Annotated in this window: 20 protein-coding genes; 7 read left to right on the plus strand and 13 right to left on the minus strand. The window is 48.6% G+C overall.

Annotated features, from left to right (window positions below):
* Positions 1-86 precede the first annotated feature (86 nt).
* The 6 genes from EDM52_RS05730 to EDM52_RS05755 all read left to right on the plus strand — a co-directional run bounded on the left by EDM52_RS05730 (position 87) and on the right by EDM52_RS05755 (position 4,377).
* The gene (locus EDM52_RS05730; RefSeq protein ID WP_122908063.1) at positions 87-905 is read left to right on the plus strand and encodes a MetQ/NlpA family ABC transporter substrate-binding protein; all 819 of its coding nucleotides are present in this window, start codon (positions 87-89) and stop codon (positions 903-905) included.
* 34 nt (positions 906-939) lie between these two features.
* Positions 940-1,977: a methionine ABC transporter ATP-binding protein gene (locus EDM52_RS05735; protein WP_122908064.1), complete on the plus strand. Its 1,038-nt coding sequence runs from the start codon at positions 940-942 to the stop codon at positions 1,975-1,977.
* Positions 1,977-2,639, plus strand: a complete 663-nt coding sequence (locus EDM52_RS05740; protein WP_122908065.1) for a methionine ABC transporter permease — start codon at positions 1,977-1,979, stop codon at positions 2,637-2,639. The genes EDM52_RS05735 and EDM52_RS05740 overlap by 1 nt, the downstream gene beginning before the upstream one ends.
* Before the next feature lie 73 nt (positions 2,640-2,712).
* Entirely contained in the window at positions 2,713-3,510 is a 798-nt protein-coding gene (locus EDM52_RS05745) for an FAD-binding oxidoreductase (protein WP_122908066.1), read from the plus strand.
* Positions 3,511-3,628: 118 nt separating this feature from the next.
* Complete coding sequence (locus EDM52_RS05750) at positions 3,629-4,087, plus strand: hypothetical protein (protein ID WP_122908067.1); 459 nt, start codon at positions 3,629-3,631, stop codon at positions 4,085-4,087.
* On the plus strand, positions 4,075-4,377 hold the full coding sequence (locus tag EDM52_RS05755; RefSeq protein WP_122908068.1) for a YxcD family protein: 303 nt from the start codon (positions 4,075-4,077) through the stop codon (positions 4,375-4,377). The genes EDM52_RS05750 and EDM52_RS05755 overlap by 13 nt, the downstream gene beginning before the upstream one ends.
* 102 nt (positions 4,378-4,479) lie before the next feature.
* On the opposite strand, the gene EDM52_RS05760 is transcribed toward EDM52_RS05755, so the two are convergent.
* From EDM52_RS05760 to EDM52_RS05795, 8 genes are all read right to left on the minus strand, one after another.
* Positions 4,480-5,115 (minus strand): ABC transporter ATP-binding protein, encoded by a 636-nt coding sequence (locus tag EDM52_RS05760; protein WP_122908069.1) that lies wholly within the window; start codon positions 5,113-5,115, stop codon positions 4,480-4,482.
* Positions 5,112-6,764 carry an ABC transporter permease gene (locus EDM52_RS05765; RefSeq protein WP_122908070.1) on the minus strand — a complete coding sequence of 551 codons (1,653 nt, stop codon included), beginning with the start codon at positions 6,762-6,764 and terminating at the stop codon, positions 5,112-5,114. The genes EDM52_RS05760 and EDM52_RS05765 overlap by 4 nt, the downstream gene beginning before the upstream one ends.
* Positions 6,765-7,856 carry a Fe(3+) ABC transporter substrate-binding protein gene (locus EDM52_RS05770; RefSeq protein WP_122908071.1) on the minus strand — a complete coding sequence of 364 codons (1,092 nt, stop codon included), beginning with the start codon at positions 7,854-7,856 and terminating at the stop codon, positions 6,765-6,767.
* Positions 7,857-7,995: 139 nt separating this feature from the next.
* The gene (locus EDM52_RS05775) at positions 7,996-8,991 is read right to left on the minus strand and encodes a siderophore ABC transporter substrate-binding protein (protein ID WP_122908072.1); all 996 of its coding nucleotides are present in this window, start codon (positions 8,989-8,991) and stop codon (positions 7,996-7,998) included.
* A 111-nt stretch (positions 8,992-9,102) separates the two neighbouring features.
* Positions 9,103-9,861, minus strand: coding sequence for an iron ABC transporter ATP-binding protein (locus EDM52_RS05780; protein ID WP_122908073.1), 759 nt, complete (start codon positions 9,859-9,861; stop codon positions 9,103-9,105).
* Positions 9,858-10,799, minus strand: coding sequence for an iron chelate uptake ABC transporter family permease subunit (locus EDM52_RS05785; protein WP_122908074.1), 942 nt, complete (start codon positions 10,797-10,799; stop codon positions 9,858-9,860). Before EDM52_RS05785 ends, EDM52_RS05780 begins: the two co-directional genes overlap by 4 nt.
* Positions 10,796-11,749, minus strand: a complete 954-nt coding sequence (locus EDM52_RS05790) for an ABC transporter permease (protein WP_122908075.1) — start codon at positions 11,747-11,749, stop codon at positions 10,796-10,798. Before EDM52_RS05790 ends, EDM52_RS05785 begins: the two co-directional genes overlap by 4 nt.
* A 214-nt stretch (positions 11,750-11,963) precedes the next feature.
* Positions 11,964-12,710, minus strand: a complete 747-nt coding sequence (locus tag EDM52_RS05795; protein WP_122908076.1) for a DUF4097 family beta strand repeat-containing protein — start codon at positions 12,708-12,710, stop codon at positions 11,964-11,966.
* A gap of 2 nt (positions 12,711-12,712) precedes the next feature.
* Here EDM52_RS05795 and EDM52_RS24330 point away from each other — a divergent pair, with 2 nt between their 5' ends.
* Entirely contained in the window at positions 12,713-12,919 is a 207-nt protein-coding gene (locus tag EDM52_RS24330; protein WP_148038727.1) for a hypothetical protein, read from the plus strand.
* Here EDM52_RS24330 and EDM52_RS05800 read toward each other — a convergent pair.
* Genes EDM52_RS05800 through EDM52_RS05820 form a run of 5 tightly spaced genes read right to left on the minus strand, consistent with a single transcriptional unit; the run spans position 12,916 to position 20,909 of the window.
* On the minus strand, positions 12,916-15,360 hold the full coding sequence (locus EDM52_RS05800; protein ID WP_122908077.1) for a GAP1-N2 domain-containing protein: 2,445 nt from the start codon (positions 15,358-15,360) through the stop codon (positions 12,916-12,918). The two genes, EDM52_RS24330 and EDM52_RS05800, sit on opposite strands and share 4 nt — an antisense overlap.
* Entirely contained in the window at positions 15,360-16,625 is a 1,266-nt protein-coding gene (locus EDM52_RS05805) for a TRAFAC clade GTPase domain-containing protein (RefSeq protein ID WP_122908078.1), read from the minus strand. Before EDM52_RS05805 ends, EDM52_RS05800 begins: the two co-directional genes overlap by 1 nt.
* Before the next feature lie 10 nt (positions 16,626-16,635).
* Positions 16,636-17,271, minus strand: a complete 636-nt coding sequence (locus EDM52_RS05810; RefSeq protein WP_122908079.1) for a beta-mannanase — start codon at positions 17,269-17,271, stop codon at positions 16,636-16,638.
* 19 nt (positions 17,272-17,290) lie between these two features.
* Positions 17,291-18,577, minus strand: coding sequence for a vWA domain-containing protein (locus EDM52_RS05815; protein ID WP_122908080.1), 1,287 nt, complete (start codon positions 18,575-18,577; stop codon positions 17,291-17,293).
* Positions 18,558-20,909, minus strand: a complete 2,352-nt coding sequence (locus tag EDM52_RS05820) for a hypothetical protein (RefSeq protein WP_122908081.1) — start codon at positions 20,907-20,909, stop codon at positions 18,558-18,560. Before EDM52_RS05820 ends, EDM52_RS05815 begins: the two co-directional genes overlap by 20 nt.
* Positions 20,910-20,943 lie beyond the last annotated feature (34 nt).

The following is a 20,943-nucleotide window of genomic DNA, read 5'->3' on the forward strand; positions in this document are numbered from 1 at the left end:
TTTTTTGATTGCTAGACACACTTGGTCATGGGCTTCAATTTTTTAAACATATAGAATTTAACAGAAAAAAAGGGGAGAAATTTACTATGAAAAAGACCGGATTTTTGCTTACATCCTTGTTGCTTGCAGCTTCCTTGTTGACCGCTTGCGGAGCCAAACAAGAAGCAGCACCAGCAGCCGCTGAACAGACTAAAGTGAAGGTAGGCGTAACCGCTGGACCGCACGAAGAGATCATGAACAAAGTCAAGGAAGTTGCCCAAACAAAAGGCTTGGAAGTAGAGGTTGTCGTATTCAATGACTACGTGCAGCCAAACCAATCCTTGGATAAAGGTGCTCTGGATGCGAACAGCTTCCAAACCATTCCGTTTCTCGATAAATTCAATGCTGACCACAAGACAAAAATCGTCGTCGTAGACAAAACGGTTACATTCCCAATGGGTCTCTACTCCACCAAGCATAAAAACGTAGCTGATGTACCTGAAGGTGGAGTTGTTGGTATTCAAAATGATCCAACAAACCGCGCCCGTGCATTGCTGCTATATGAAGCAGCAGGATTGATCAAACTAAAAGAAGGCGTAGGAAACGAAGCTACTCCTCTGGATATCATTGAAAATCCGAAAAAATTGGAGTTTAAAGAACTGGAAGCTGCTTTCCTGGCACGCTCCCTGAACAACGTAGAGCTCGCAAGTATCAATACCAACTTCGCGATGTCTGCTGGCTACTCTCCAAAAAAAGATTCGATTTTCTCCGAGACATCTGATTCTCCTTATGTTAATGTCATTGCAGTGAATGAATCGAATAAAGACAACCCTGCTATCAAAAAACTAGTAGAAGCATATCGTTCGGAAGAAGTGAAGAAATTTATCGACGAACACTTTGATGGAGCCGTCCTCCCGTCCTGGTAAGGCAGGAAATTTGCACAGCAAGGAGACTGGATAGATGATTCAGCTTACAGAGATCCATAAGACGTACAAGGTCGGAAACAAACAGGTTGAAGCCTTGAAAGGCGTGTCACTGAACGTAGAGAAAGGTCAAATTTTCGGAGTGATCGGATTTAGCGGAGCTGGGAAAAGTACCCTGCTCCGTACGATCAACTTGCTCGAAAAGCCAACTAGCGGCTCAGTAGTCGTCAACGGTCAGGATATGCTGTCGCTGAAGGAAAAAGAGCTTCGACAGGCACGCAAGAAGATCGGGATTATCTTTCAGCACTTCAACCTTCTCTCTTCCTATAATGTATTTGACAACGTAGCCGAGATTTTGCGCATGAACAAGGTACCGAAAGATGTCATTAAGAAGAAGGTTGAGGATCTGCTGAGACTCGTCGGCCTGGAGGATAAGGCTCATTCCTATCCCTCTCAATTGTCTGGCGGCCAAAAGCAGCGTGTCGGGATTGCCCGTGCGCTCGCGACTGATCCGGAGATTTTGCTTTGCGACGAAGCCACATCTGCTCTTGATCCACAGACCACCGAGTCGATTCTGGATCTCTTGCTGGACATCAATCGCAAGTTCAATCTGACTATTGTCCTGATCACACACGAGATGCAGGTCATCAAAAAGATCTGCGACCAAGTCGCCATCATGGAAAATGGTCAAGTTATTGAGCAGGGCTCCGTTCTGGATATTTTCAGCAACCCACAAGCACAGACTACCCGCAATTTCATCAAAACGATTTTTGATGATGAGGTACCGACTGAAATCTTGTCCAACATCAAGCAAAGCGGTCCTGCCGCGGAAATTCTCCGTGTAGCTTTTCGCGGGGATGCAGCCTTGGATCCCGTCCTGGGTCATCTGTCGGCTCGCTTCCCGGTTACGACCAATCTCTTGTACGGATCGATTACGTCTATCAAAGGTACAGCACTTGGTATTTTACTGTTGCACATTTCCGGAGATGAACAGGCTGTGCAAGACGGCATCAAATTTTTGCGCGAATCCGTCTACAGAGTGGATATCGTGACACGAGAGGAGGCAGTTCACTAATGGACCGATTAGTCGAGATGATTCCATTATTCACCAGATCCCTGGAAGAAACCGTGATCATGGTGGGTGTTTCCTTGTTCATCGCTACCGTGATCGGGATTCCGTTAGGCGTCCTGCTCGTGATCACACAAGGCAATCACCTTTTTCCAAACAAAACCCTTTTTCACATCCTGAATGCCATTATCAACGTCCTTCGTTCGCTGCCGTTCATTATCCTGATGGTCGCGATCATTCCGTTTACCGAGCTGGTTGTCGGCACCTCCATCGGGATTGAAGGGGCCATCGTACCCCTGATTGTGTACACGGCACCGTACATTGCTCGTCTGATGGAAACAGCGCTGCTGGAAGTAGATCGCGGTGTCATCGAAGCGTATCAGGCGATGGGTGCTTCCCGCTCCCAGATCATCTTCCGCATCATGCTGCGTGAAGCCAGACCCGGTATCGTCCTGTGCTTGACCATCGCTACCATCGGTCTGATCGGAGCGACTGCAATGGCGGGTGCTGTAGGTGCGGGTGGTCTCGGTGACCTGGCCCTGCGATACGGCTACCAGCAATGGGATATCGAAGTCATGCTCATTACTGTCGTCATCCTCGTTGTTCTGGTTCAGCTGATCCAATCGCTTGGGAACTGGGCAGCAAAAAAATTGAAGAAAAGCGTGTAAATGAACGAACCTCTAACCTTGTTAGGGGTTCTTGTGCGTAACAAGTCCGAACACGATGTAGGGAGGTTTTTCCATGAACATATCCGCTGAGCGTCTGCTTGCAGATTTAAAAGCCATCACTGCGGAAGACCGCGCTACAGCCAACGAAACGATGCTGCACCAACACAGCAAGGACGAATCTCATCACACTCCCGTCTTGCCCGATGTTGTCGTCTTTCCAGCTTCTGCACAGGAAGTGTCCGCCATCCTTGCGTACGCAAACGAACACGCCATTCCTGTAGTTCCCTTTGGGGCTGGCTCGAGTCTGGAGGGAAATAGCATTCCCCTGCAAGGGGGCATTTCCCTTGATTTTCAGCATATGAATCAGATTGTGGAGGTTCGTCCCGATGATTTCCTCGTCCGTGTTCAGCCTGGAGTGACCCGCACACAGCTGAATCAGGCTTTGAAAAAGCATGGTCTCTTCTTTCCTGTAGACCCCGGTGCAGACGCGACGATTGGCGGCATGGCAGCGACCAACGCCAGCGGTACGACCAGTGTCCGCTATGGCATCATGCGCAGTCAGGTGCGCGATCTGGAGGTCGTCATGGCAGACGGCAGTCTGGTTCATACAGGAGGCTTGTCCGCAAAATCCTCGTCAGGCTATCACCTCACCAGTCTGTTCGTCGGTTCAGAGGGGACGCTCGGCGTATTTACGGAAATCACGCTCAAAGTGTACGGCATTCCCGAAACCGTCACGGGCGAGCACGGGATCGGCATCGGCAAAAAGAAATACCTCGCCAAGGAGCATGCGGATTCGCTGCCACTCATGAAGCTGATCAAGCAGCAATTCGATCCCAAAAACATTCTAAATCCAGGGAAAATACTGGACTAAGCAAGCTCTTTTCCCTGTGGATTCCTGCTTCGTTCACGAAATGTATCATTGTCACAGCCCAAGATATTAGTGTACACTTATAAATAAGCTTTATAATCAGAGAGGAGCTACTCAAACGATGAAAAAACTCGTTATGCTACTGGTTGCCTTCATGCTCGTTCTCGCTCCTGCTGGATATCAATACGATCTGGCAGATGCGAAAGGCTACAAGTCCGGAAAAAAATCCTTTAACTCCAACACGACTTCACCTACAAATACGCAAACTCCAGGCACTCCGAATTCCGGTGTGAATTCGCCTACTAATAAAGCTACAACCCCAACCAACGCACCTGCTGCTGCATCGACTACCAAATCCGGCGGCTTCATGGGCGGAGGCTTCATGAAAGGTCTCATGCTGGGTGGTTTGGCAGGTATGCTGTTTGGCGGCTTGTTTGGCGACATGGGCGCTCTCGGTGCGATCTTCGGTTTCCTGATCAACATGCTGGCGATCGTCGCTGTCATCGTCTTGATCCGCAAGATCTTTGTTTATTTCAAAACACAACGTGAGAAACGGGAAGCGAACGCATGGAAAAGATAACCTTCTCTGAACAATTGCTGATTAACGCCATCTGCATGCATGTGGCGAGCAAAAAACAGATTCAACCACAGGAAGTCGAGGTTGAACTGATGTGGGATGAGGAATACGGTTTTTCCGCAGAGGTATCCTCACTGGGCAGACAACAAATCTTCATCGAGGTCAACCTGATTGAAGCAATCCGCTACTATCTACAGACACAGATGCAGCGCAATCCTTACACAGCTGGGATTGAACTCGTCCTGGATGAAGAAGAAGGCATTCAAGCTTTTGTAACATACCAAGGTCAATAAACACAGGGGCTGACCCTCAAGTTGATTTCTCTACTTGAGGGTCAGCCCCTTCAACTGTTTCCAACCTCTATGAAACCCTATATGAGCGTACGCCACCATCGTTTACAAGGTGATTTCACTGTTACAAATCGCCTTTACATCCTGATAATCATGGGTCACGAGCAAACAAGTCATCTTTGCCTTTCTCAGGATAGCACTGAGCTCATCTCGGATGCTGCTCCTTAATTCTGTATCCAGATTACTGAAAGGCTCATCCATCAATAAGAGAGACGGCTTGGGGGCGAGTGCACGAGCAAGAGCCACACGTTGCTGCTGTCCACCACTCAACTCGTGAGGATAGCGCTTCCTGAACTCTTGTAGCTGCACAAGCTCGATCATCTCGTCGAGTCGCGCTTTGCGTTCTGTTCTCGACATGCGATGCAAACCAAACTCAATGTTTTTTTCGACGTTCAGATGTGGAAACAACGCATAGTCCTGGAAGACCATGCCCACTCCACGATCTTCCGGCGCAACAAAGGTTTGTCCATCCACGACTACCTGGTCAGCAATCGAGATCATGCCACGATCCGGTGTCCCTAGACCGGCAATTAAACGAAGCAACGTGCTTTTCCCACTTCCACTTGGGCCGAGTATTCCCACAATCTCTCCCTGATCAATCGAAAAGGTAACCTTATTCAAAATAGGCGGCTGCTTGCTTGTATAGGTATAGGAAACCTCTTGTATGTTTACAAAGCTCATTTTTCCATCTTCTTTCCTAATTGATGAAATAGAAGCACAGAAATGACGCTGACAGTAATGATAAACAAGGAAGGAATGGCAGCTTCGATCACGCGCTCGTCACTAGCATACTGATAGGTCTTGGTAGACAGCGTCTCAAAGTTAAACGGTCGAAGCAACAGTGCCATCGGTAGTTCCTTTATGATCTCCACGAAGGTGAGAATGGTCCCGCCCATAAGCGCACCTTTGATCAAGAAGAGATCCACTTTAAAAAAGGTTCGGGTAATGCCGTAGCCAAGCGTGCGAGAAGCGTGCGTATAAACCATCCCTACCTTTTCAAAGCCTGCTTCTACTGCATTGTAGCCGGTAGCCATAAATCGGACAACATAAGCGACAATCAGCATGACCAGTGACATGCTCAACAGCAGGGGGGCATCCTCATAACCGAAGAGGAGATAGACAAACTCCATTCTTTCGTCCAGTGCAATAAAAAACGTAAGCACACCAATTGCAATGATAGCACCGGGAAGAGAATAACCAGACACCATGAGTTTGGATAAGACTGTGCCGAACCGGTTTGGTTGCAGACGAGCCACGTTGGCTACTACCACAGCAAGAAACATAATCATACCGGTAGCAATGGCAGCAACGAATAAGGTATTGATCGTCAACTCGAAAAAGGCAACCGTTAAGACATCCTCATACGTCCAGTATGACCAGACAATCAATTGAATAACAGGAATCAGAAAAGAACAGGCAAATACAGCCCCACAAAAGAACAGAGCAGCAAAAGAAGAGAATCCTTTGAGCCGCTTTGGAACAAGTTGACTCGACTTGCTGGTAGAGGCGCTATACTTGCGGTTATACCGAAGCATTCTCTCGATCAGGAACAATCCCAGCACTCCTGCCATCATCCATGCGGACAATCTGAGTGCGGTATCTACATCGTACATGCCAAACCACGTCTGAAAAATAGCAGTAGAAATGGTTTGGATTCCAAAGTAACTGGTTACGCCATAATCACTTATAACCTCAAAAATGACTAGCATCAAACTGCCAATAATAGCAGGTTGTGAAATTGGCAAGACAATCCGGAAAAAGATTGAGACTGGTTTTCGGCCGAGCAAGATCGCATTTTCCACATAAGATCCACTTTGTCGCTCAAGAAAGGAGCGGGTAAGCATGTAGACGTAAGGATACAGGAACAGCGTGAAAATAAAAACAGCTCCGGGAAAGGACATAATATCAAACCACTTTTGGTCAGGCGTAAACCCGAATGTGGAGCGCAGCGCAGTTTGTACAACTCCCGTATAGCTGAGCATAGCACTGTATGTATAAGCGGCGATATACGGCGGAATCGAGAGCGGTAATACAAGTGCCCAGTGAAAAAAACGCTTCAATGGAAAATCGTAAGCCGCAATCAGCCACGCCAGTGTCACACCGATCATGACCGTGAGGATTCCCGTAAAAAGCATAAGCCCTACGGATTGCAGGATATAATTCGTCAGCATGTACTGCTTGATGTGCTCCCAGTTTTCATTGGGTTCTGCAAACAAGGAAACAAATATAGAGAAAACGGGCAGCAGAATGACTGCTACCCCGATCAGGCTGATGAACAACCAGCCATTTGTATTCATTTTGATATTGCGCAGCAAGGTTTTGAAAACCATTTATTTCCATCCTACTTTGTTCAGGATCTCGATTGCCTTTTTATTGTGCACGCCCAGCTTGGCAAAGTCAATTTCTTGCGCCTTAAATTCTCCGAATGTATTCAGAATCTCCGGCTTTTCTGCCTTTTCATTTACCGGGTATTCAAAGTTTTGCTTCGACATGATCGACTGCGCTTCCTCAGAGGTCAAATACTCAATCAGTTTAACCGCGTTCTCTTTGTTCTTGCTGTGCTTGGTCAAACCAACCCCGCTAATGTTGAGATGCGTACCCGTAGTTTCCTGGTTTGGAAAGAAGACGCCGATTTTCTCACTCGCCTTTACCTCTTCCGGGTCTTTGGAATTCATCATTTGGCCCACATAATACGTATTCATGATGGCTACATCACCCACTCCGGCAGCGATCGCTTTCGCCTGGTCACGATCTCCGCCTTCAGGGTCACGGCTCATGTTGGCCACAATTCCCTTTGCCCATTCTTCTGTCTTCTCTTCACCATTGAGCTCTATCAAGGATGCGACCAGCGATTGGTTATACATGCTGCTGGAAGAACGGACCAACACTTTTCCCTTCCATTGATCGTTAGCCAGGTCCTCATAGGTAGAGAGCTGCTCTGGCTTTACACGTTCTTTCGAGTAGGCGATAATTCTGGCACGCGTAGATAATCCGATCCATTGGTTATCTTTATCACGGTATTTCTCGGCTACTTGCGCATTCACGAGATCAGACTGCACGGGCTGCAGGACGTCGCTTTCCTTGGCGTTGTTCAAGACACCGCCGTCCACTGTAATAAACAAGTCGGCTGGAGAGTTCTTTCCTTCACGCTTCAATCGTTCAATCAACTCTTCTGCCTTGCCTTTTACCACATTTACCTTGATGCCCGTAGCATCGGTAAAGTTTTTATAGAGCACATCATCCACTTCATAATGTCTAGCGGTATAAATATTGACTTCCTGATCTTTGGCTGGTGCAGTGGCATTCGCATTTTCCTTTTGTGCCGGCTGCCCTTGTTCCTGTGATCCAGCCCCGCATCCAGCAAGTAGACTAGTCGCTAAGAATGCTGCAAAAATTTTAGAGAAAACAGTGTGACGCTTCATCGTATATATCCTCCCCGATCTAACATGAAAACAATTCTCATTATCAATGAATAAAATCATACACACTTTTCAGCGTAATGTCAATCTATATTGATTTCTTCAACATGATTGCAACTATGAAAATCTTCTACGTGAAAGACTACCATTTCACGTTGTTCAATACTTCGTTTGCCATTTGTGCAGTGGATTCCAGTCCGCCACCGGAGAGGTACCAGTAGTTCGCATCGAGGTAAACGATGTTTCCATCTTTAAACGCTTTCGTGTTTTTCACCAGGTCGTTCTCAATCAGCTGCTTAGCGGTAGAAGCAGCACCTTCGTTGATTACACCACGGTCTACTACGAACAGATAGTCAGGGTTTTTCTCCATGATATATTCGTTGGAAACGCTTTGTCCGTGAGTCGTTACTTCAATTTTATCGTCAGCTGCCGCGAAGCCAAACACTTCATGCAAGATACCAAAACGGGATCCTGGACCGTAAGCACTGATTTTTCCTTCGTTCGTCAGGACGATCAGGGCTTTCTTGTCTGCTGCAGCACTCGTTTTCTCTTTCAACTGTTTGATGCTCTCATCGATTTTAGCCAATTCTGCATCTACTTCTGCTTCTTTACCAAAGATAGTTCCCAGTGTTTTCATGTTTTCAGTGAAAGAAGGCATGTAGTTTTGCGTATCTACACCCAGGAAGATGGTAGGCGCAATTTTGTTCAATTCTTCATAAGCCTCTTGCTGTCTTCCGGAAATCAGGATAACGTCCGGTTTCATCGCATTGATTTTCTCGAAATCAGGCTCTTTCAGACTGCCTGCATTTTTATATTTTGCATCTTCGTATTTTTTCAGATATGGCGGAATGTTCGCTTGCGCTACACCCGTTACTTCAACACCCAGTTTGTCCAGGGAATCCAATACACCAAAGTCAAACACAACAACGGTTTGAGAGTTCTTTTTCAGTTTTGCTTCACCCAGTTTGTGTTTGATTGTAATTTCCTCAGATTCAACTGCTGGAGCTGTAGCATTTGCACTAGTTGCCGGAGCTTCGCTATTGTTTGCTGGTGCAGGCGCTGTCGTTGCAGATCCGCAAGCAGCGGTAAATACAGCCAACAGGCCCGTCATGAGCAGCATGGATAATTTTTTCTTCACTTCTATCACCTCTATAAAATAGTTGGTACTTATTTAAAATTATTGATGGAAATAGAGCGCGCGCTTGCCAGACCTCCACCATAATAATTTTACGAACAGGGAGCAGATTGCTTACGCGTAATACACGCAGATTTTATTCTGATCGATGTCCTCGATCTGAATATCCATGTCATAGACACTTTTCAAAATGTGCGAGTTGATGATCCTGTCTGTCTCGCCTTCCTCCACTACCTTGCCATCCTTCAGAGCGACAATGTAGTCCGAGTAGCAAGAGGCAAAGTTGATATCATGAATGACGATAATCACAGTCTTGCCCAGCTCATCGACCAGTCTTCGCAGCACCTTCATGATCTGAACGGAGTGCTTCATATCCAGATTGTTCAGCGGCTCATCCAAGAGTATGTACTCTGTGTTTTGAGCAATAACCATCGCGATATAGGCCCGTTGTTTTTGACCGCCACTCAATTGATCCAGAAACTTGTGCTGGATATCCTCGAGCTCCATGTAGCGAATCGCTTCATCTACATGCTTCCAGTCTTCTTGGGTCAGGTTTCCTTGTGAATAAGGGAAGCGCCCAAAGCTTACGAGCTCGCGAATCGTCAAACGAATCGTGATGTGATTGGACTGCTTCAGGATGGAGATCTTCTTGGCCAAGTCCTGACTCTTGGACTTGCTGATATCCTGACCCTCCAGCAAAATTTCTCCCTGATCCTTCGTGAGCAGTCGGCTGATCATGGACAGCAAGGTACTTTTCCCCGCTCCATTGGGCCCGATAAAGGACGTGATTTTGCCCTTCGAAATCTTCAGGGAAACATCCTCGACGACATATTTGTTGCTGTAGCGTTTCGAGACATTTTTTACTTCTATCATGATTTATTCTCCTTTAGCAGAAGATAAATGAAGTAAACTCCACCGATAAAGTTGACGATGACACTGATCGTAGTCGAGAACGTAAATACTCTTTCGACGATCAGCAATCCGCCCACCAAGGCGATAATGCTGACCAGTGAGGCACCCATGAGCAAATGCTTGTGCCGGTAGGTCTTCATAAACTGATAAGCGACGTTGGCTACGAGCAGTCCCAGGAAAGTAATCGGTCCAACCAGTGCAGTCGCGATCGATACGAGGATCGCGATCACAATCAACAGCCGCTTTACCACATAATCGTAATCTACACCCAAATTGATTGCCTCATCCCTGCCCAATGAAAGGACATCGAGATACTTGAGAAAAGGTCTGAGGTAGAAACCGATGGCGATGACCAGACCGCAGCTGATGATCAGCAGGTCGGTATTCACATTGTTAAAGCTGGCAAACATGCGGTCCTGCACAATCATAAATTCATTTGGATCAATCAGCACTTGCAGGAAGGACGAAAGACTGTTGAACAAGGTGCCGAAGATCAAGCCAATCAATAGAAGGAAGTAGATGTTTCTTCCCTCTCGTTTGAACAGCAATTTATACAAAAGAGTGGCGAACAAAACCATCAAACCGACGGAAATGATAAAGTTGATATTTTTGTCCATCGCTGTGCGACTTGCAGATCCTAGCACGAAGATGACGAAGGTCTGGATAAACATATAGAGGGAATCCAAACCGATGATGCTCGGCGTTAAAATCCGGTTGTTCGTAATCGTTTGAAAAATGACAGTGGAGATGGCGATTACACTACCTGTTAAGATAATGGCCAGGATTTTCTTAAAGCGTCTTGGCAGGACATAATCCCAGTTGCCACCCGCATCGATCATCATAAATATGGCTATCAACACAACGGATATGAGCGCTAGTACCCCAATTTTTGCTTTCATCGTTCATATGCCCTTCTTCTCATGAGTAAGAAAATGAAAATTCCGCTGCCGATGACGCCTACCATCAAGCCAATCGAGATTTCGTACGGGAAAATGATCAGACGCCCCAAGATATCGCAGGCCAGTACAAAGACTGCTCCCAGCAAGGCAGTATGCGCCAAGCTTTTCTTCAGGTTATCACCCAGGTACAGCGTCACGATGTTCGGGATAATCAATCCCAAAAACGGAATAGTTCCCACTGTAAGAATGACCACAGAGGTTATCATCGCCACGATCGTCAAGCCGACATTCACAACTTGCTTATAATTCAGGCCAAGGTTAATGGAGAACTCTTCGCCCATTCCAGCAATCGTAAACTTGTTGGCAAACAAATACGCAATGATGACGAGCGGGATACTAATGTATAGAAGCTCGTAGCTGCCTTTCAGGATGGAGGAGAAATCTCCATGCAGCCACGCGCCAATATTTTGTAGCAAATCGTACTTGTAAGCGAAGAACGTCGTGATCGAACCAACGATATTACCAAACATCAATCCGACCAACGGAATAAAGATGGTGTCCTTGAACTTCACGCGATCCAGGATCTTCATGAAGATAATGGTACCGAGCAAGGCAAAGGCGAAAGCGACAACCAGCCTGAGCAATGGTGGCGCATCCGTAAATATCAGCATGGCAATCAAAATACCGAACCGCGCAGAGTCCTCTGTCCCTGCTGTCGTCGGAGAAACAAATTTGTTTCGCGTGAGCTGCTGCATGATCAGACCCGCGATACTCATGCTGATCCCTGCGATAATGATGCTGATCAATCGAGGGATTCGGCTGATCCACAAAATTTGCGTGGATTCTTCAGTCAAATCAAACAAATCGAGTGGCGAAATGTCCTTAACCCCGATAAACAATGAAACAAATGATAATGCGATGAGCAATACAACCAGATATCTTATCTTCATAAGCGTTTCCTCGGAATCAAGGTGAATTTTGGATAGAGTCTCAGTGATAAAGATACTCGTTATCAATAATATCGATATTCATTCTCAATTAAAGGTCTTACAGTAGTTATATTAGCATTTTCGAATAGCATGTTAAAGTCTTTTTTATATTCCAGCCAAAATCTTTATGAACAACCGATTAAAGCCGCCACCTCATCGAGGCAGCGGCCTTTTCTCACTGTTCGGTCCAGGACCCTTTGATATTTTTGACTGCTTTATCTCCAGACCCCTTCTCTTCAAGCGTTACGTTCCCATCGACACCATCAATGATAAGATCCCCGCTATCATCCCAGATCGTGAGGTCACCTGTATGATTGTTGATGTGAATATTACCTGATTGATCTTGAAGCTGCATATCCCCACTTGTATTTTTCAGTTTCATATCGCCCGACTCGTCGTTGATCAGCTTGATGTTGCTTGCATTGGTCACTTGTAAGTCTCCTGACTGATCATGCGCCTCCAATTCCCCGGATACATTTGAAATCTTCAAATCTCCGGAATCATCGTGCACGACCAAAGGGCCTTCTAAATCCTTGATCTCGGTATCGCCTGAACCATCCTTGACCATCATGCTCATTGCGGCAGGCACCGTGACTGTCAGGCTCACCTCAAGACTTCTGAGCCCAAATCCCGCCGTATCGTCCAGCACAAGCTTTGCTGTATTGCCTTCCTGTTCCAGCGTAAAGAGGATATCTTCCTCGCTTACATTTTGGCTTCTCTTGATAGTGGCTTTTGCCTGAATGGAGCTGGCTTCCTTGTCACCAATGATAGTCAACTCCCCGAAGCCGGTCTCCACCTCCAAGCTTTCAATCGCAGAGGCAGGCAGCTCCAATTCCCTATGCTCTTTTACTCTATCGAATTGACATCCTGATGCCAGAACGGCTCCTGCAAGCAGCATGCACAACCATCCCATTGCCTTCATTTTTGATTCATTCTCCCCCGAACGTAGTGGATGTATCTCCCTGTCACTATCGTAGCATCGACCAGTACGGGAGAAATCAGCCGCTCGAGGTGTTTCTAAGTCCGTCTGCAGTTGGAGATCATCGGCTGATTCGTTATGGATTGTTTGGCTCAGTCACCGGTTCTTGCGTCTGGTCTGGCGGAGAATTCTCACTCACCGGAACCAGCTAAACAGGTTCAATCTGTGGATCGAGCAAGAGCTTGTACACCGGAACCACCTCAATTGGCTGTGGTGGTCTGACTGGCACTGTTTGTCCATCACCCTCAGCAGGTTGCGGCTGAGTGGACGGCAGCGGATCAGGCTGCAAGAGCAGGTAACCGCTAACAGCACCAGCGGCAACCAGCAGGATCAATCCCGAGACAATCGTGCCTTTACTGCGAAAAAATTTGACCAAAGGATGCGTCGTCTCGCTGCGCACTTCGTCCAGCATGTTGCGGAAGTCTGCATTGCGAATCGCATACCAGCGTTTGCGCCATTCTTTGCTACGCAGCCGGCTCCCTTTGTCTTCCCGGAAAAACGACTTGAGCGCACCCCTGAATGGTGGTTCCATATACTTTCCTTCAAAAAACATCCGTTGTGTCATCGCCCACTGGAGGAACGATAGCAGCGCTTCATCCCCGCCCTTTTGATGCACGAATGCGATCATTTCCCCATAGCGGAAGCTGGTGCGCTCAAGGTCCCCTGCGTTGTAGAAAACAAGAGCAACCTTGGAAAAGCTCTCTTCCCCAAGGAGACTGTCCAGCATGTTCTGAAGCAGTCTCTGCTGGTTTTCGATATCACGCGCATCCCACTTGCGGAAAAACTCCTCCGGCCGCGGTGTCGTCGTCAGCTCTTCCAACGAAGCCAGATTCATCATCATGTCCAGCTTGTTGCGGCCTTCCAGGTCGAGTCCGTAAAAAAAGGTCTGCGGCTTCTCTTCCAGAAGAGACAAAACCGTATCAAAGCCTTGTTTGGACAGCGAAGTCAACTCGATGCGCTTCAGCAAGGCCTTGTCCACTTCGTCCACCAATTCCTCCGCATAGCTGGGTGAACCGGCAAACGTCGCGAAAAAGTGATGAATATGTAACACCGCATCCAGCTTGTTTCGTTCCTCTGCCAACAGATTGAGCAGCTTGGGTATAGTCGTGGATGCGAAGAAGGCATGTCGGATGGCTTGTGGTGCATTTTTTGCCCAGAACTCAATCTCCTTGAGCATCTGGGGAATATCCGCAACTGCCTTCAGTCTCTCCGTGAGATAGTCTTCAAACAACGGCTTCACAATGAGCTTGATGGCAAACACATTGCGCATCAGGGAGCCAAACAGATCACGCTGGCTGCTTAAAAACTTGTACACATCGGAAACGTATCCATCCTTGTGTGCGTTCTTTCCCTTCAACAGTACGTCGATCAAATATTGAATCGTCTCCGCCTTCGCGACATCATTGCGTGCGACATCATAAGAATCGATCATTTGCTTGACCACTTCCAGCTCCGGCCATTTCTGTTGTGCCAGTGCTTGGGACTCTGCTTGGAACAGCTTGCCCATCAGGTCGTACAAGCGGTTCTTCTGGATAAGTCCTGTCTGCCGCAGATAGCTGTTCAACAACTGCCAGATTGCCGTACGATTCCGTTCATAGACCGACATGCGTCCCTGTTCAATCAGGTAAAGCGCACACAGCTCGTAGTAAGTCACCAGGTTCAGAGCGACAGAACGCTCAGCCCCCTGCAACACTTCCTCGCAAAACGCGTGAAATGAAGCGAGTATCCGCGAATCCTGCAAAAACTCCCAAACGAAGTCGAGGTATTCATGTCTGCCTTCGGTCAATTCCGTGTTCAGCGAGCGCTGGTTGGCAAGGTCAAACAGAAAATCCTTGTCTCCTTGACCGTTTCCCGGTCGGATGCTGCCTTTTTCCACAAACATGAGATGGATATGCTTTTTGCTCTGCGGTTCGTTGCTGTAGGTGAGAAACCCAAAATGCCTGCGCATCTCATAAGGCAGGCAGCTATAGATGATTTCCAACAACTGACTCGCCTGTCTGCTAGCCTCGGCCATTTCCCCTGGCAAGCTGATGAAAACCTTCTTCTTCCCTGACAGGGACATCATGACGGCATGCAGCAATTGCTTGAACAAAGGCTCATCAATCCCAAGCCCCTGCAGAAGCTTTTTGTTGTCTAGCTGCTTGCTCGCTGTATAAGGAATGGCCTCCAGCGCAGGAAGATCCTTGCTCGCTGCATCATCGACCTGCTGCTGAAAGGATTGAACGCTGAAGATACGGGCTGGTTCCTTGATGAACACATCGCTTGCTTCAGCAGGAATCACGTAGTTATGGCTAAAGAACGTATTGCGCTGTCCGGTAAAATCGGCACCGACAAACACGCTCTGCCCGAGCACCAGCTCTCCAGATTCCGCGCGAAAGCAAACCAATGCTTTGGGATATTGCGACAAGTCTGTCTCTGCTCGTTCCTGCAGTTGGCGAGGAGCATGGTACACACAAAACGGATGCAAGGTCTTCTTGATAAATTGGTTGTCCAGCCCAGGTGTTCTGGCGACGGTATCATAGCCTTCATTGGCCCGAAAGATCCCTTGTCGCCCACGGGTGTAATACTGCTGCAAAATGAGCGGCCGACTCACTATCGCTCCCTCCCCTCGATGTAGTCAAGCTGATGCAGAAGCCAGATGAACGGCTCATCTACGCGTACAGGTGTGACAACCCCGCTCACCTTCTGGTTGACCGGATTGCTGCCCAGAGCCGATACGGCAAAATAGGCCACATTGGTAAAGTAAACCTCCAGTGCGTCCTTGAACGGGCGGTCTACCTTTTCGATGAAACGACTGACCTCACCGTTAATATTTTCGAACTCCGAGGTGTTCAGATACTGCTGGTGAACAAAGTTGCGGAAAATATTGCTGTTTGGCTGGATATAGGTGCCTTCCTCTTCCTTGATCGCATGCAGCATATCGCTTTTCGTAAGTACAACTGCGGTCGGAATGTTGGTTTTGCTCTGTTCCTGATAGCCAATAAAATTCTCAAACAGGGTAATGACCACCTCACGCGGCTCATCGTATCGAGCTGTGAATTCACCCGGTTCATCGCCCGCATGCAGCAGGAAGCGGTCGCGAATGGTCTTGATCTGCAACGGATCGACAAGAAAAAGGATACCTGATGAATTCTTCACGTGTGCCGCGTAAATCTCCAGGTATTCCCTGTCCACCATTCCCTCGCCGGCTACGTCGAAGAAGACGAGAATCAACGGAGCCTGCTCGCTGTCTTTAAATACAAACTGAAAAATAAAAGGCTCCTGCCGCTGTTCTTTCTGCGTAGAATCGAGCAGCTGACCACGTTCAAACAGCGGCGCTTCGTACTGCTCGCGAAACTTGCGGCTGATCTGGGCATTCAGTGGCATGCACGCCGCGTTGAAATGATTGGCGGTCGTATTCTGCAAGGTATGGATGAGCGAGGTCATGTATACCGACTTGCCCACCTGGGAAGCACCGACGATCGAAATGATGTTGCTCGGCGCCTTGCCTGCCGTAATAGGCAGCTCGTTGTGGCAATTTGGGCAAAGTCTGCGCTTGGACACGACTCCGTAGCGATCCGTGACCCCGACCAGCACCTGATCCACGTAGATGTGATTTTCTTCCGGAATCGATTCCGGGTCGATCACGGCTTCCAGCTCTTCGATCGCATCCAGGCCAAATTTGTCCCGGTACGCATTGAGCACATGATCTTCCTGCAGCGCGTAAACCTCGTCATCCGGACGATCATGTGTGGCCCGGAAAACCACTTGGTCAGGCTCGAACTTGGAAAAGCAAAACGGACATACAATATCGTAAAAAGGAAGTCTTTCCTTGATCGGCTGTTTCTTCTCAAACATGCTTTTCAGAAACGTAAACATGTTGCCCCTCCTATTCGGGAATCAGTTCGTAGCGTTCCCCGTATTTTTTGCCGTCCGTAAAAAAGAGACGGATAACATCCTTCTTTTTGACCTCGATTTCTGGCAACAGATTCACACCCGGTTCAATATCGCGAATAAACGCGTACTGTGTGCCATCATCCTTGTGAATGGGAGGGGAACCTTCTTTTTTCACGTAGCAAAGGACGTCCTTCGGTACAGGAATCTCTGAAAATATGCGAATTTGCAAGGAATCATAGGAGCTGAACCACTTTTTATTGCGGATTAGCGAGTACGTAATCTTCGCTTTTCCTGTGCTTACGTGGATCACATGCGAATCCGTACTTGGCACCAACAAGACCGGCTTCCCTTTCTCCAGACGGCACGGGAAAATGCGATACGTGTATTGGCCGATTCCCTCGCTCTTTTCCCGCAACCCTTTGTGTACCTTGTACTCCTCGCGCGTGTACAGCTTCCATTGTTTTTCGTCGACCTGCTCGATATCGAATGGCGCGTCCTTCGTCGTTTTGTGCACGTATACACATGGCACGTCTTCCGCCCAATGCCAGTTGAGAACATACTCATCTCCCTGGCGATGGCACACGACATCTTTTATCAGCACATCTGTAATCATTTCCCGATCAATCATGAGACATCATGCTCCCACTCTACAGATCAAAACGCTTGCTGTTTTGTTTTCCGGCATCTCCAGAACGAACCGGCAGTGCCTTGCTGCGTGATAGTCGCGCTTGAAAAGACGACGAGCCTTGATTGACCGCTACGGGGATGAGAAGCGTAAAGAGCGCAACCACCACAGCCATTAGCAGTGTTGCCAGAAGACGAAGCAGCATTTCTGGCCAATCCCCTGACGAAAATCCGGATTCAAGCACCAGACCCGCGAGCAACCCGGAAATGGCTCCGCCGACAATAAAGCTCTTTGCCAGATGCCGATTGTCAAAAATCAGGCCCAATGCCAGCCCCATCAGCGTGCCGATGATGACCATGCTCAAGACTCGCAAGCTCGCGTACAAGGCGCTGCTCTCAGTCGCATCACTGCGATCGGAAACGAGTGTGCGCTCCTGACGCGTCAGCTCGATGATCTGTCCAAATACACCAGTGATCTGGTCAGCGTGCTCGACATCGAAATAGCTGCCGCCTGTATTAGCAGAAATTTGTTTCAGCAGATTGGTTCCTTCTGCATCCACAGCGCTCATGCCCACGGTATGAATGACGATATTGGCTTGTTTAAAAGGGGCAAGGGCGCTTTCCAGATCAACACGGCTGTATCCATCCGACATCAGTACAATCGTACTGTGATTCCATTTTTGCGAGGTTTGAAGATGTTCCAGCGCTGTCCGCAAAGCCTCTTCGATATTCGTTCCGCCGCTCGTTCCAGCCTGCTGCAGCAGCTTTTGGACAACCTCGTCCTTCACAGTCTGCGAATCCAGCTGAATCAGTGGTTGGACGACTTCCGAACGGTCGTTGAAGGAGATGACCGCTACATTTGTCCCCTGCTCCATCTTTTGCACCATGTCGCCTGCTGCCGGGAACAACTGGTTGTTCGGGTCAGAACGCTTCATGCTGCCGGAGGTATCCAGAAGCATGACGATGTTATCCGAACCACTCGTGGTTTGAAACGTAGCCCCATAAGCAAACTGCAGGAGCATAGCCACTACGCCAATCATGAGAAACGTGCTGGGTACGAGCATTTTCCAGGATGCTCCGACGTAGCGCTGCTTCCAGCCCTGCCCATTGAGCCTGGGCGAAACCATCTCCGCCACCAGGCACATCAGCCCTACAAAGAATGCGTATTGTCCAAAATAAAGTCCCATTAACAGCCAAGTCGGCCATTCCCCTGAAAAATTCGCAAGCAGGATTTCTCCTACCGCATAACCGATGCCCCCACCCACCAGACTGCACAATACCATGAGCAGATTAATCTTTCTTTGTCTCATGACGATTCATCCTTTCCTCGGCGGCGAATGAAAAGCCGTTGTCCTGATAAGAGGTGTGGTACTTCTTGTTGTTGCGATAATACATGAGATCCTCCATCCCAAATCCGCCCATCAGGTTCAGCTTTTCGATACCGCTTTTTCGATCCTCGTGGATGCATCCTTGCTTGTAGGATCGATTTCCCTCGTCCAGATGAAGAACGAACTGGACGAAGTCGTTGCTGGTGTCAGCAAACAGGTATTTTTCCTCGTATCTGTGCTTTTGCAGGAAATGAAAAACTTCGATGTGGACCGCTGCCCGCTCTTCCAAAGCAAAAGCAAGGTCGCGGAACAGATCGTCGCGCGTCAGCACAGCGCGATTTTCATACGCCGCCGCTACATTGGCCCTCGCCAGCAAATCGGCGTCAAACGGAAGCGCAAAGGCCGGTCGAGGCAGGATCTCCGTACGACAAAACCGGCAGAGCCGCTCGATCAATCCAGCTACTCCGTTGTACAGCTGGAGCGAATCCGTGCCAATGTACCGGGACTCCAGATAAAAGTCTGCCCCGCGCTGTGTCTCCATCGCCCCAATCGCCTCACGCACCAGTGATCCGTAATAGTCCTCGATGTTCTTGCCCAGATAATCGGCTGCTTCCCGAATGCTTCGCTGTGCATGCTCACGCAGCTGCTTTTGCAGCTCCTCCAGCTGCTCGATCTGACGCCCGATCTGGCGATGAATCTCTCCTACCTGTCTCTCCCGCTCCTGCAGGATGCGCAGGATGATTTCCCCCTCCAGAATTTCCAGCTTCTTGCCGTAAAGCAGGTCAAAGAGGTGCCGGACAAAAGCTCTGACTCGCTCCTTGTCTCGGGTGAAAAGACCGCCCACTCGAATCTCCTGGCGGTCTACGCGTTGTTGATAGATTTCCTCCAGCTCTGCTCGGGCAAGCTCCAATTCACGGCTTGTTTCCCGAATACCCACGCGAAGCTCGTTCAGGAGATGCCCTACGCTGCTTTGTTCAGAGGTAATCTGATACGCGGCGTAGAGACCATAGCGCGGATCACCGACGATTTCCTCCTGGATAATCGAAGCGAGACTTTCCTCTCTGAGCAAATCTTCCAGACGCTGATAGACGGGACGAACCAGATTGGTCTCGAAAAAGGACTGACTGCTTCCTTCAAACAAAGCCTGCTCGGCTTCGCGCAGGGTCATGGGGGCAAGCTCCTTGTAGCTGACACCCGAGGTCATCAATCCACCCATTTCATCACGCTTGCTCTCATCCGGAAACACCAATCGAATCTGCCTTTGCAGATCGTGGGACATCAAGCCGAGCCGTTCCCGCACGCTCGACTTGTCAGGGATCGCACCCTGCTTGAGACGTTCCCGATAGGTGTCATAAACCGCTGACAGTACCGTCAAGGCAATGGCGTGAGTAGGTCGCTTGACTTTGGACAAGCCTGCGGAAGCAAAGGTAGCTTCCTCCCGACTGCCCGTCATGTTGCGGACAAATTGTACCTTGCTAAAGCTGTCGCTGCTGTTTACTTCTGCTCCTTTGTTTTGCAACAAGACCAGGTGGCTGATCAACTCGTAGTTCTCCCGCATCCCTGCTTCGAGAAACATGCCATGCTCGTTTTTGTCGCTAAGCAAATACACGAGAGAAAAAAGAGGAGCGCGATCATGCTCCACAGGCAGCTTGACCAGGTCGCTTGTCACCAATAGATCAGCGTGATAGCTGTAATCTCGCTGCTGATAGCGGTTCAACTCTTCCAGGAAGCTGACGCCCAGTGCGGCAGAAAATCCAAATTCCTCGCCTCCTCGCTCCTGCAGCAAAACGTATAAATCCATCGATACGTTCTTGAACAGCTCCGCCAGATAGCTTTTCAGCACCAGGGTCAATTCAGGCAAAAGGACGTTGGCCGGATCATCCGCACGAGTCACGACAGCTAAGTTTACCTGCTGAAAGGAAGTAAACTGTTTACCCATCTCAGCCACTCGGACACTCGCTTGTTTCATGGTTTTGTTCAGTTCCATCAGGATGGATTCATCCCGTGCAAAGTATTCATACAAGGAGCTTCGCATCTTGCGTTTATCCGAATCCGGCCCGGGGAGTCGAAACCCATGCAACAATGGATGCTCCCACGTCTCCTTCTCATAGGCGTGGATGTACAGCACCGCTTCGCTGTTATGCCATTTTTGTTCGTTCATCAGGCAGACAGCTTGCAGGGCATCCAGACTTTTATCCCCCAGGAAGAGAAAAAGCACGGGGTTTTGAATGTTTCGCTGCCCAATGCCGTTATCCAGTTGTCTCTCCATATCGGTCACGTATTCGGTTGCGAACTGATCCAGCAATTCCCTCATGCTTCTTCCCGCCATTTCATCTAAAGTGCAAGTG

The organism is Brevibacillus invocatus (assembly GCF_003710915.1).
Taxonomy (GTDB): Bacteria; Bacillota; Bacilli; order Brevibacillales; family Brevibacillaceae; genus Brevibacillus; species Brevibacillus invocatus.